Annotated in this window: 12 protein-coding genes; 4 read left to right on the forward strand and 8 right to left on the reverse strand. The window is 47.0% G+C overall.

The features are described 5' to 3' along the window. Positions 1 to 341 precede the first annotated feature (341 nt). Positions 342 to 2060, forward strand: coding sequence for a CPBP family intramembrane glutamic endopeptidase (locus tag BN1360_RS00415; RefSeq protein ID WP_068777942.1), 1719 nt, complete (start codon positions 342 to 344; stop codon positions 2058 to 2060). Here BN1360_RS00415 and uvrC read toward each other — a convergent pair. Together uvrC and trxA are read right to left on the reverse strand one after the other, a co-directional pair. Beyond that, positions 2026 to 3960 (reverse strand): excinuclease ABC subunit UvrC, encoded by a 1935-nt coding sequence (gene uvrC, locus BN1360_RS00420; RefSeq protein ID WP_068777943.1) that lies wholly within the window; start codon positions 3958 to 3960, stop codon positions 2026 to 2028. The two genes, BN1360_RS00415 and uvrC, sit on opposite strands and share 35 nt — an antisense overlap. 99 nt (positions 3961 to 4059) lie before the next feature. Next, positions 4060 to 4374, reverse strand: coding sequence for a thioredoxin (gene trxA / locus BN1360_RS00425; RefSeq protein ID WP_068777944.1), 315 nt, complete (start codon positions 4372 to 4374; stop codon positions 4060 to 4062). A 267-nt stretch (positions 4375 to 4641) separates the two neighbouring features. Here trxA and BN1360_RS00430 point away from each other — a divergent pair, with 267 nt between their 5' ends. Continuing rightward, on the forward strand, positions 4642 to 4797 hold the full coding sequence (locus BN1360_RS00430) for a YqzM family protein (RefSeq protein ID WP_127002435.1): 156 nt from the start codon (positions 4642 to 4644) through the stop codon (positions 4795 to 4797). 160 nt (positions 4798 to 4957) lie between these two features. Here BN1360_RS00430 and dnaI read toward each other — a convergent pair whose 3' ends face one another. The 3 genes from dnaI to BN1360_RS00445 all read right to left on the reverse strand — a co-directional run bounded on the left by dnaI (position 4958) and on the right by BN1360_RS00445 (position 8031). Next, on the reverse strand, positions 4958 to 5914 hold the full coding sequence (gene dnaI / locus BN1360_RS00435; RefSeq protein WP_068777945.1) for a primosomal protein DnaI: 957 nt from the start codon (positions 5912 to 5914) through the stop codon (positions 4958 to 4960). A gap of 21 nt (positions 5915 to 5935) precedes the next feature. Beyond that, the gene (locus tag BN1360_RS00440; protein ID WP_068777946.1) at positions 5936 to 7456 is read right to left on the reverse strand and encodes a replication initiation and membrane attachment family protein; all 1521 of its coding nucleotides are present in this window, start codon (positions 7454 to 7456) and stop codon (positions 5936 to 5938) included. Positions 7457 to 7737: 281 nt separating this feature from the next. Continuing rightward, complete coding sequence (locus tag BN1360_RS00445) at positions 7738 to 8031, reverse strand: YuiB family protein (RefSeq protein ID WP_068777947.1); 294 nt, start codon at positions 8029 to 8031, stop codon at positions 7738 to 7740. Between the two features lie 202 nt (positions 8032 to 8233). Between BN1360_RS00445 and hemQ the strand changes: the two genes are divergently transcribed. Next, complete coding sequence (gene hemQ, locus BN1360_RS00450; protein ID WP_068777948.1) at positions 8234 to 8980, forward strand: hydrogen peroxide-dependent heme synthase; 747 nt, start codon at positions 8234 to 8236, stop codon at positions 8978 to 8980. 224 nt (positions 8981 to 9204) lie between these two features. On the opposite strand, the gene BN1360_RS00455 is transcribed toward hemQ, so the two are convergent. Next, positions 9205 to 9465 carry a hypothetical protein gene (locus tag BN1360_RS00455; RefSeq protein WP_068777949.1) on the reverse strand — a complete coding sequence of 87 codons (261 nt, stop codon included), beginning with the start codon at positions 9463 to 9465 and terminating at the stop codon, positions 9205 to 9207. A gap of 1 nt (position 9466) precedes the next feature. Next, positions 9467 to 10660, reverse strand: coding sequence for an NAD(P)/FAD-dependent oxidoreductase (locus BN1360_RS00460; protein ID WP_068777950.1), 1194 nt, complete (start codon positions 10658 to 10660; stop codon positions 9467 to 9469). Between the two features lie 405 nt (positions 10661 to 11065). Here BN1360_RS00460 and BN1360_RS00465 point away from each other — a divergent pair, with 405 nt between their 5' ends. After that, positions 11066 to 12088, forward strand: coding sequence for an NAD(P)/FAD-dependent oxidoreductase (locus BN1360_RS00465; protein WP_179015516.1), 1023 nt, complete (start codon positions 11066 to 11068; stop codon positions 12086 to 12088). A 457-nt stretch (positions 12089 to 12545) separates the two neighbouring features. On the opposite strand, the gene sda is transcribed toward BN1360_RS00465, so the two are convergent. Then, positions 12546 to 12689 (reverse strand): sporulation histidine kinase inhibitor Sda, encoded by a 144-nt coding sequence (sda, locus tag BN1360_RS00470; RefSeq protein WP_148466487.1) that lies wholly within the window; start codon positions 12687 to 12689, stop codon positions 12546 to 12548. Positions 12690 to 12891 lie beyond the last annotated feature (202 nt).

Here is a 12891-nt window from a genome sequence, read left to right on the forward strand (position 1 = left end):
CATTGTTTTCATTTCATTTTCGTCAAATGGATTATAAGCCTTATCGGCGTGTAATAACAAAGTTTCTTTTGGATTAAATAACTCGAAAAAGGCCTAAAAGGAGTGAAACTATGATTATGATACTCCATTATCTGAGCCGTGCGAGACCTTACCAGAGATATTGCAGATTCTCGTGAACTAAAGCCCGATTGGCAAATTTAAGGTTTCCTATGTTATCTTTAATTGACGTGTTTTCTGAGAATTACGCTTTATGTCACACCCACTTCTCTCGCCGGGTTATGACAAGCGGACTCATTGAACAATTTCTTGTTATAGAAAAAAGTGTTAAAGGAGCTGTAAACATGCAAACTTCCAAGAACTCACCTGGGATCTTGCTCAAACCTAAAGCACTCTGGATACTTGCTGCAATTGGATTGGTCCTCTTCATCGTCCTGCAGCTTTGGCTGCCTTCTGTGAACGAGCCGGAGCAGCAATTAAGCAAGACCATCAGCAAAGAGCAAGCCAGGCAAGCCGCTGCTTCATTCGCTCAGACGGAGCTTGGTATCAACGGCAATTTCCAGAACGCTCACGTTACATACGATACAAAACCTGAACTGTTTGGTTATTTGACAAAGGAAAATTTAATCCGCCAATATTCTAAATCCTACGGCAAACAATTTCCTTATGACGTTTTCCATGTTGCCTTTACGGACCCGGACGACATCTTAAGCCTGTTGAGCATTGATGTCAATATGCAGGAGGGGAACGTCGTCGCCTTTGAGAAGGTCATCTCGACAAGCAATGCCACCAAGCAGACTTTACTCGACTACGGTCGCGAGAATACACGATCCCTGGTGGCCCGGGAAGGCGATATCAACCTGGCTGATAAAGAGCAGCTGGTCCGACCTTACCTGAAGGCTTTAGGAGTGAGTGAAGCCGATCTGGAGCTGGCTACCGCTGAAGGGCAATATGGGCTGCTGTATGGATTGCCAAATTACGAGATCGGACAGTCGCGGGCCCAGATCCAATTCTATTTTGAATACGGCACAGTAGCTTCCATGGAGACGAAGTTCACCGTTCCGAATTCCTACAACGAGTATCTCAGTAGTCAAAAGACGCTCGCCTACATCCTTACCTTTGCAGGTTATGGGCTGCTCACCTTCGTTCTGGCTGTTCTGGCCATCGTATACAGCATAGTGACAAGAGCTTACACCTCTTTTAAGCGGGGTCTCTTTTTGACTTCTCTTTATTTTGTCCTAAGTATGGTCGGAGCAATCAACATGCTGCCCTATTTACAAAAGGATAGCCTGAGCAACTCCATACTTATTTTCAGCTTCGTGATCCAGGGTGTAGTTACTCTCCTGCTGTCCGGCTCTATCTATGTATCGCTAGTGGGTGGCGATGCGCTCTGGAGACAGAAGGGGCGGAATCTCTGGCCAAGGGCCAAAGAGCCCGGTTATGGACGCCACGTGCTGACAGCGATGACGAACGGGTATGCCTGGGCGCTGATTTTGCTCGGGGTACAGTCCATTATTTTCCTGGCTCTCGAAAATACGATTCACACCTGGTCGACGACAGATGCCTCCCAATCCACCTACAACATGCTTCTGCCGCTGCTATTCCCGCTGCTGGCCTGGGTAGCAGGTATCGGAGAGGAGGCCGTATACCGACTATTCGGAATCGCTATGCTGAAGAAGATGTTCCGCAGCACATTTGTAGCCAGCTTGATTACTTCACTGATCTGGGCTTTCGGCCATACCCTGTATCCGATATATCCGGTCATTTCGCGGCCTATTGAGCTCATGTTCATCGGCTTGCTGTTCAGCTTCGTGTTTCTGCGCTACGGATTTATTACCGCTGTCTTCTCCCACGTCATCTTTGATACGATACTGATGTCAATTAGTCTGATGGTCATGGGCGGAGGATTGAATATAGCCGCCGGGTTATTCTATCTGGTACTGCCAGCCATTGTCGGTTATCTGATCTACCGCTTCAATCCAGCGCATAAGGAACGTCCGCTTGGGCCAATAAAAAAAGAGGAGCCGTTTATTCCGACTCCTCATCCCGAAGCGAATCCATAATAGTTTGTGCGAGTTTATCTCCAATAGAAAGAGGCCGAAAATCTTCGATCGAGGCCTCTTTTATTTTTTTCAGCGATCCGAAATGCTTCAGCAACTGCTTGCGCCGCTTCTCGCCTACACCGGGAATCGCGTCTAGCTGAGATACGACCATCGATTTGGCCCGCTGCTCGCGGTGGAAAGAAATCGCGAAGCGGTGCACCTCATCCTGAATGCGCTGCAGCAAATAGAACTCCTGGCTATCCCGAGCCAGATTCACCGGTTCCGGCGGATCGCCGATCATAAGCTGGGCCGTCTTATGCTTCGTATCCTTCACGAGACCGCAGACGGGAATGAACAGTCCCAACTCATTCTCCAGCACATCCTTGGCCGCAGCCATCTGCCCCTTGCCGCCGTCCATAACGATTAGATCAGGAAGCGGCAGATTCTCTTTGAGCACGCGCTCATATCTGCGCCGCACCACCTCACGCATCGTCTCCACATCATCAGGGCCCTGAACCGTACGAACCTTGTACTTGCGGTATTCCTTCTTGGCCGGCTTGCCATCGATAAATACGACCATCGCCGATACCGGATTGGTTCCTTGAATATTCGAGTTATCGAACGCTTCGATCCGAGACAGCTCGTTCAAGCCGAGAGCAACGCCCAGATTCTCCGCCGCCCTGGAGGTTCGCTCCTCATCCCGCTCGATCAGACGGAATTTCTCATCCAACGCAACGCGGGCATTATCAAAGGCCATCTGCGTCATCTGACGCTTCAGTCCCCGTTTGGGAACCAGCGTCTTCACATTCAGCCAGTTCTGCAAAGCGGCTGCCCCACTTTCCGCATCAAGCAGCTCTCCGCCTTCATCATCCGAAGCCTCGCTAACTGGCCCTTCGACGTCTTCGCCCGCCTGCTCCTCCCGCTGTCCCGGCTTCATATCTGGCAGCAGAATCTCCTGTGGAAGCGCAGGATTGTCGCTATAATATTGTGTTACGTAGGACAAGAAGTCACCATAGGCCTCCCCATAGAACGGAAATACCGAGGCATGCCGTTCGATCATTTTCCCTTGTCTTACATATAGAATCTGTACACACATCCAGCCCTTATCAACGGCAAAGCCAAATACATCACGATTTCTCGCATCATTCATCGTAATCTTTTGCTTCTCCATCAGAGCGTCTATGCTTCTGATCTGATCCCGCAGCTCCTTTGCCCGCTCGAAGTACAGCTCCTCTGCCGCTTCCTCCATCTTGCGCTGAAACTCTTGCTTGATCTCCTCATGCCCGCCATTCAGGAAGGATACGATCTCCTGAATCATCTCGTCATAGGTTTCTTGCGGCACTTCCTTGACACAGGGCGCCAAGCATTGGCCCATATGATAATACAGACAAACCTCCTTCGGCATCACATTGCACTTGCGCAGCGGGTACATCCGATCGAGCAGCTTCTTCGTTTGTTGTGCTGCATAAGCGTTCGGATAGGGTCCAAAATACTTAGCCTTATCCTTAAGGATCTTCCGCGTGACTTCCAGCCGCGGATGACGTTCATTTGTAATTTTGATATATGGATAGGTCTTATCATCTTTCAACAATACGTTATATCGGGGAGAATGCTTCTTGATCAGATTGCACTCCAGAATAAGAGCCTCCATATTGCTGCCGGTAACGATATATTCGAAATCGCGAATCTCCGAGACGAGCCGTTGAGTTTTCCCGTCATGACTGCCAGTGAAGTAGGAGCGCACACGATTCTTCAGGATTTTGGCCTTTCCGACATAAATAATCGTGCCGTTCTTGTTCTTCATCAAATAACAGCCCGGCAGATCCGGCAGCAGCGCAAGCTTGTGACGGATCGCTTCCATCGCCTGCTCCTTCTCCCGCATTTCCTTGGCATAGGTATCCGAATGATGGCTATTGCTCATTGTCCTCTCCCCCTCTCACTACATGATGCTGTTCTGCACAGAAAACGCCCCCGGGCATGCCGGAGGCGTAGTTGTAGCACTCTAAATCAGCTGGCCAAATTAATGTTTGGCAATCATGTTTTTCAGCGCATCTTTGGAGTTCAAGCCAACAACCTTATCGACAGGTTGGCCGTCTTTGAACAAGATCAGAGTTGGGATACTCATTACGCCAAAACGGGATGCGGATTCAGGGTTCTCGTCCACATTTACCTTTGCGATTTTAACCGAATCCCCCAAATCACCAGACAATTCTTCCAAAATTGGCGCTATCATTTTGCAAGGACCACACCAAGGCGCCCAAAAGTCGACCAGAACGGTACCCGTACTTTCGACTTCACTGTTAAAAGATTGATCGGAAACATTTACTATTGCCATGATATCTCCTCCTTGTATGTTACTGGAATGCCTGTATGAAGCCAGCCACAGCATTCCCTAACTAATCAGTAATGGTATAGTAGCGCCCTATGTTGACGCTATGGATTACATTATAACATAACTTTTTAGTAAATGGGAATTCGCGTTCAGGCATCATCTTTACAAACTTAAAAGCGATTGGTTATACTAAGAATATCCAAATATCGATTTGTCTATGATGTTTTTAATTGACGCTACATAAAAGTTGTTTAAGGAGGCCTCGCCCGCATGGATGCTAACCCGCATGTGAACGACCCGCGTCAGCATATCAATGAAGAGCCGCGCAATGATTTGTTCGATCTGATGAATGGTTTTTTCGGTATGCTCACCCTTATGGCCGTTATTTTCTTCGGCATGGTCATTTTGAAATTTATCGCCAGCTAGCCTAATCGCTGCTGCTGTCGGTCAAGGCAGTCCGGCCGATATTTTTCTAATCTACGCTTGGATAACACACAGAAGACCTCGCAATCCTAGGTAAGGGTTGTTGCCGAGGTCTTCTTTGCGTCTGTGGATATATATGACCGATGATTCCCATTCATCCCATCTAAGATCTCTTGCCGCGCTTATTGCTGCCAGTGACGGTCACCACATCTACGAATGGAGCGATCCGATCCATCAGCCGCTGGCCTTTATGCCGTTCCTCCCCGTCCTTGCTTGTAAAGCTCAAATGCTGCTCCAGCGCTTCCAAGGAATAATTGGAGGTATAGAAGGTCGGCTTACGATTCATTCGAAAATTCAAGATCGAGCCCATGACATGATCGCGAACCCATGGGTTCAAATTCTCCGCCCCGATATCATCAAAGATGAGCAGGTCCGCCTGCTTCATCACTTCAACGGTCTCCTTCAGCTTCTGGGAATCCTGAAGCATCGACTTCAGGTCCTCTACAAATTCCGGCATATACACAATGACCCCGGAATATCCCGACTTCGCCAGCTTGTGCAGCAGATAGCACATCAAGAAGGTCTTGCCCGTTCCAAAGTTGCCTTCCAGATACAAACCGCGCGGTTGCAAACCGCCCTCCTCTGTAGCGCTGATATAGCGAAGCACTTGGGTTACGGCAGGCGCACGGACACGATCCTTGGTGAGAATCTCGACTTCATCATAACCTTCCTGAAGGGCCCGCTCATCGACATAGAAGCTGCGGATCTTCTTCTGAATCGATAGCTCGTTCTCCCTTTGCAGTTGTTTCGAGCAAGGAACCTGGCGAGCGACGATTTGCGGACCAAGCGTATTGTTCTCTACGGTTAATTTCGTGAAATGGCCGGGGAAATCATTAGGACATTGATCGAGCCCGGGACACTTGGCGCAATGACGGCTGTCATTTACGTATTGATATAGCTTGGCCATATCTCGAATCAACTGCTCTTCGTCCAGTTCGGGATGCTTCGCGCGCAGTTCAAGTACAAGCGGATCGTTCAACAGCTCCGCCTTAAGCTGCTCCGACCGCCTGAGCAGGTTGCTATTCTTCATTCCTGCCAGTATTTGACCGAGTGAATCCATGGCTTGCGTCCCCCTTCCCGATTAAGCCTCATTGTTTCTGCCCGCCTGCATCCGTTCCGCAAGCTTCAGCATCTCCGCGAATTCCTCATCCGAGACGCCCTCCTCCTGGGTAGAGCTCGGCACAATAGGAATTTCCGGCTTGCTCTTGCCAGTGGCTTGACGCCCTTTGTAGGTGCGTCTGCGGCCCGCCCCATCTTGCGCCTCTAAGGTGGATTTGGCCTTGACCTTAGACTGCTCACGGATGTAGCCAACCGCCTTCTCATAAGTATTAATTTGCTTCATCAGCATATTGGAAGCAATCGCCTCCACAAAATTGCGATTAATCCGCTGCTCTGTATTGGAAGTTAGCAACGACATCAAGTAATGAATCAGAACATTGATGACTTCACCTGGCAATTTATAATTCAAATCGATCTTCGTAAAAATATCCAGCAAATTGTCAGGAACAGCTCCCGGGAAGAAAGTTCTCAAGAGGCGCGTATACGGCTCATTGCGGAGCATCATGTTGTACTGATGAATATCGCATTTGTTAATGAATTGCTTGGGCACCTCCAAATAATATTCCATCTGTACCGGGAACTCTTCCAGCTGTTCCTCTTCTTCCCGAGCAGAAGCAATAGAGACAACCTTGGCGTAGGCCACTTCCCGTTCCTCGTTGCGCCGCTTGCCTTGACGGAAATGGAGATTCGCCCGATGCTGCAGCTCATCCAGCAGGATGCCTCCGCTTGGATCAAATACCCCATCCTCATCCAGCAGGCGGCAAAGATCCTGGACGCTTAAATCGAATTTCCGGGACACAAAATTAAGCACGCCCATCCCTTCCAGATTGAAGCGAAGCCCTTCGACATGAGAACGGTTTACCGAATCGCGCGGGAAGCGAAGAATAATATCCGCGTAGTTAATCCGCTCTTCTTCCGCATCAAGCGGGCCTCCGCTTTGCCGAGCCAGAGCTGTCTCGGCGATCGCCTGCTCCAGTTCGTAATCTATGGAATGAGTATTTAATTCAAAAATATCATAAAACGGAACCGTAATATTTTCTTTGTTATGAGACAAGCCGTACATATCCCCCGGTTCCTTGCTGAAGAACCGTTCACGCAAAGACAAGACGGCAAACTTCCCGATCTTGTCGCGCAGCAGCAGCGTCAAATGCTGAGTATTAAAAAATTCCGTTGGCGATAAAGGCGGCTGCAACTCGTATTCATACATATACTCATCGCTATCCGTCATATACATCCGGCTCGTCTGCAGTAGGCCGACTGCTTCCAATTTGGATGTCTGCTCTACGAGATAAGTGCGTCCCCTCTCGCTCGGATCAATCCCCAAAGTCAAGAAAAGCACCCGCTGCTGCTCAACTCGTGAATAGCCGACCTGATCCTGAGGCACCTGCTCCACCAGGAGCCGATATAGTGAAATGGCAAAAGCCCCGACCATAGGCTGATAGATTAGACTAAGCGTCTTCCCGTCAACAGGACTGAGACTGAAGTCACGATATACGCAGTAACGATGATTTTCAGTAAAATGCAGCATGTTGTTCATGCGCACGGCTTCATCGCCCCTTCCCACAATTAAATGGTCATACTCTATTGAAACGTCTTCTGAGGATCTGATTCGATACGGAATTGATCATCCTCTGAACTTGTCCACGTTCGATCAATGTTTCTATATTCTATCACAAAATGATTCTACTTGAATCATTTAAACCTTACAAAAATCATGCCATTTCCCTGGCAATAATTCTAAAAAATCGACAAAACAAAGCCGATAACGCTTCAAACTGCAGCATTATCGGCTTTTTCCCATCTGTTAAGTATGAACCTGTAAATCTAAAACATCTTATAACCGGCAAAACGCAGCTTGCGTATCGTCCATCCGCTCAGAATTGCTCCTGCCAGACCAGCCACAGCGGTCAAATAATCAACGAGACGGAATGAGGACAAATAAAGCCCCAGACTCCTATCATGATCCCATAGCGTATATACAACTACCGGGACGATGATAATGACGAACACGTAAGCGGGGAACCATGTCGTTTTCATTAGCATATTAAGAATGAATCCGATCCCAAACATCATGACAAAAAACAATACCATCAATATCAATACGATGAGCCATCCCACGAACCTCACCCCTTATGTACACTATAACAAAGGTCACACTATTTATAACTAGTAGATAGTTTACTAAAAAAAATGTTGCAAAGCAATGAACTTTACTTATTTTTATAACGTTTTCATTTGCTCCTGCCGATCATATTAGGATACAATGGTGACAGTGCATATACTTATGCCTACCTAATGATTATTTAGGAGTGATCATAAAATGAACGAAGCTGCATTAACCCTGGAAGGCTGGTATGCTCTCCATGATTTCCGCACCATGAACTGGACCGCCTGGAAAGAGACTGATGATGAAGAGCGTGCTGGCGCCCTGGAGGAGCTTCACACCTTTCTGCAGGAATGGGACTTATTAGAGCAATCCAAGACGGGCAGTACTGCCGTTTATTCTATCCTTGGACAAAAGGCTGATTTTGTATTCATGCACCTTCGCGACTCGCTTGAGGAGCTGAATGCTTTGGAGAATGCTTTTAATAAAACGACCTTTGCCGAATATACAAACAAAGCCTATTCATATGTCAGTGTAGTAGAGCTTAGCAATTATCTCGCTTCCGGCGGAGGAGATCCCAAGGAGAACCCGGAAGTTATGGCCCGTTTGCAGCCTATTCTTCCTAAATCGAAGCATATCTGCTTCTATCCTATGAATAAAAAGCGGGATCTAGGCGATAACTGGTACATGCTCTCTATGGATGAGAGACGCGCGATGATGCGAAGTCACGGTTTGATTGGACGCAGTTATGCCGGCAAGGTCAAGCAGATCATTTCCGGTTCCGTCGGTCTGGACGATTGGGAATGGGGAGTCACATTGTTTTCCGATGACCCGCTGCAGTTCAAGAAGCTTGTTTATGAGATGCGCTTTGATGAAGTAAGTGCTCGTTATGGTGAGTTCGGTTCCTTCTTTGTAGGTAATTTGTTAAATGAACAGTTGTTCGAAGACATGCTCAAAATCTAATAGAGACAGTCAAACAGTCTCCATTCAAAAAGAGCTATCCCTAGTCATGACTAAGGATAGCTCTTTTTTTCTCTACGCTGCGTGTAACGAACACCACAAACGTTTATTAGGCAAAAACAACAGTTCTATATTTTATGGCCGACGTCATACGATTTGTGCTGCCTTGATTCTAAAAAGAGCTGTCCCATCTCGTCTTGAACGACTAATAGGACAACTCTATCATATTATTCTTCGCTATCTTCCTCTTCCTCAAGCCTGCGCAGCGATTCCAGAAATTCCGCAGTCGCCCGGTCGCGGTCCCTGCTCTTCTCCTTCAAGCGCTCTATGGCAGGCAGGATCAGAATATCAACTTCTTTCTGGATCACATAGGATAAGTCATATTGCCCTTGCTTCTCCAGAAAGGAGCCGACCTCCATCAAGGCGTTATAACGATCCAGTTCCTCCCGGGTTAACAAACCTCTTACCTGCACGCTGCAATGTCTCATTTTACAGGAATCTGCCTTTCTTCAGAACGAGCGGAATCCCGCCAATGGTAAACAAGTATCGGATATCCACCAGCTTCTTAATCTGAGCAGCGACCCAGCCTTTGTACTTCTTGCCGAACGCACTGGCCACCGCCTCGCCTTTGCCCAAGGAAGCCACCGTCCCCTTGTTGCTGAAGACGAATTTCTTCAGTTCCTTGTTACGGATCGAAGCCACAACATTTTGCGCACATGTTACCCCTTGCTGCATGGCAATTTGTGCGGTCGGCGGATATGGTCGCCCTTCCGGATTAAGCATAACGGAGTTATCGCCAATAATGAACACATGATCATAACCCGGTGCATGCAAGTATTCATCAACCATCACCCGGCCTCTGGATGTCTCGAAGCCAGCGGCCTCGACCAGACGATTGCCGCGAATTCCCCCCGTCCATACGACGGTAGCGGAGCGGATTACTTCTCCATTCGCCAGCACCACTCCATCTTCCATGCACTCTTTGATCGCGATGCCGATCTTGAATTGAACGCCCTTCTTCACCAGCACATTTTGGGCATATTCCACCAGTTCAGGATCAAACCCCGGCAAAATCGCTGGAGCAGCCTCCACATTATAAATATTAACGAGGCTAGGATCGACATCATATTCTTTGCACAGACGCGGGATACGGTCAGCCAATTCGGCAACGAATTCAATGCCGCTGAAGCCGGCTCCGCCCACGACAAAATTGAGACGGTCAGTGCGGCTCTCGTCCAGCTTATATAGAGCGAATTGATACTCAATATGCTCGCGGATCAAGCGAACCGAATTAATGCTGCGAATCGTCATCGCAAATTCAGACAGCCCCGGAATGCCAAATGACTCAGGCTCCCCGCCAAGTGCAATGACGAGGTAATCAAAAGATAAAGTCCCATCCTGAAGAATCACCTTACGGTCTGATAGACGAATTTCTTTGACATTGGATTTAACCAGGTCTATTTTGAATTCATCGATTAACTTCGAAATGGACACCCGAGTATGCTCGATTGAATCCGTCCCGGCAGCTGGCATATGCAAATGCGTTGTGAAATAATGATAATCATGTCGATTAACCAAGGTTACATCTGCTTCATTATAATTCAGTTCCTTCTGCAGACGCTGCGCCGTTAAAATTCCGCCATATCCTGCACCGAGAATGACGATTTTAGGTATGGTACTCATCTCTAGTACTCCTTCCAGTCTCAAACACTCTATTTTTGTATTTTTTTCTATCCGGATCCTATTTTAATGTGAAAATAACCACATAAAAAAATAATAACCAGTTTGTATATTAGTCAATCATGAAGTTTATGATATTTCTCACAAATATTGTAACCCTTATAACCATTTTAAAGCAAAAAAATGACAGTGTAAAATTTTCAAATGTGCTTTTTTCGTCACAAATTTAAGTGCATACAATTTGAATAATATCGACTTTTGTATAAAAGATCAAGTCTTATTTTACGCCACTTGCGGGCATTTCTAGGGTCGCATAAATTGGAAATTCGACAAATATCGCGTTAGCTTTGCAAGACCACAGCGGGAGATTATAATAAAGTAGAAATGACAATATAAAAACTTCATGAAATGATCTGGAGGTGTAAGTCTGTGTCATCCCTGAATGCCAACGGAGAATTTACCGACCTTCTCATTATCGGAGGAGGCCCGGCAGGTATGTTCGCCGCTTTCTACGGCGGAATGCGAAAAGCTTCCGTCAAATTAATCGAAAGTATGCCTCAGTTAGGTGGACAAGTAGCAGCCCTCTATCCTGAGAAATATATTTACGATATTGCCGGTTTTCCTAAAGTTACAGGTCAGGAGCTAGTGAACAATTTAACGGAACAACTCAAAATGTTCAACCCTGACATTCGTCTTGAGGAAAAAGTACTACAAATCGAGAAAAAGGATGAACGGCATTTTATCGTAACTACCGACAAAGACGTTCATCATGCCCACGCGGTTATAATCACTGCAGGCGTAGGCGCATTCGAACCGCGTCGTCTTGAGCTTGAGAACGCACTCCGCTTCGAGAAACATAATCTTCATTATTTCGTTAGCGATATGGAGAAATTCCGGGGACGGAAGGTGCTGATCAGCGGTGGCGGAGACTCAGCAGTCGACTGGGCACTCATGCTTGAACCTATCGCCGAGCAAGTAACGCTTGTACACCGCCGCGATAAATTCCGGGCTCATGAACATAGCGTTGAGAAGTTGATGGCTTCCCGTGTGAATATCGTAACTCCTACAGAGATTACACAGCTTCACGGAGAGGAGCAAATCAAGCAAGTAACGCTGGCCCATGTTAAGACGAAGGAAGAATCGATCATCGATGTCGATGACGTCATCGTTAATTTTGGCTTCGTATCTTCTCTTGGTCCAATTGCTGAATGGGGTCTGGATATTCAATCTAACGCCATCGTCGTGGATTCAAGAATGGAGACTTCGATTCCGGGGATCTTTGCAGCTGGAGATATCGCTACGTATCCTGGCAAGCTGGACCTGATCGCTGTCGGCTTCGGTGAAGCGCCTACTGCTGTTAACAACGCCAAGGTATATATCGATCCGGAAGCGAAGCTGTCGCCAGGTCATAGCAGCAATATGAAACTATAATAGGGGTTGGTCAAACGCGCATCGGAAGGCCAGCTTCGAGGCTGAAAACCAAGCTTTTCGAAATTCTACTAGAATAACTACATGAGATTCAAATAAAAAGGGTATCTTAACTTTACGCAGGAAAATGATGTCGTAAAGGAGAGATACCCTTTGCCTTATGTCTGCCCGTTATGCAACGGCCTGGCCCCATTAACTGCAGCTTGTCCAGACTGTGGATATACTCTGGATAATGCCGGTCGAAGAGAGGATTATGCGGGTCCATATAGTCCCTATGGCTCCGCGGACCAATATACTTCGGCGCTCTCACTCCACAGCCTGGAGGGCTGCGAGCATGTTGTCCAATGTCCACACTGCCATGAGGCTTATATTTATCGAGTTAATCTTTGGGAATCCCCTTAACTACGAGTGAAGTAAATTTAGAGATTTCACCGGCCGGGAGAAGCTTTGCTTGTCCAAACTAGTGCAAAATAGAACCGTCCGATGTATTAAGTTCTCGTCTATGGATCTCTGCCAACAGAAGTGCGATGAACTCCCGATCCAGGTTGAGTTCCGTGGCCATAAAATAGGATTCAAGCAACATCTCATCTGTTAACATCGCCATTGATCATACACCCTTTCTATTTTTTTCTAATCATAACAAGATTCTCCGGACAGAACAAGCGTTCCGTTATCCACATATACCTGTGGAAATCCTGTGAATAACTTGTTAGTAAAATGCGTAGTTGACTGTAAAATCTAATTGGATAATGTGGATAAAAGTTATTCACAGGAATTTTGTGTCAAAATTTCGCAGAAAATTTTTT

Origin of the sequence: Paenibacillus sp. GM2, assembly GCF_900069005.2 — a bacterium.
Classification (GTDB): domain Bacteria; phylum Bacillota; class Bacilli; order Paenibacillales; family Paenibacillaceae; genus Fontibacillus.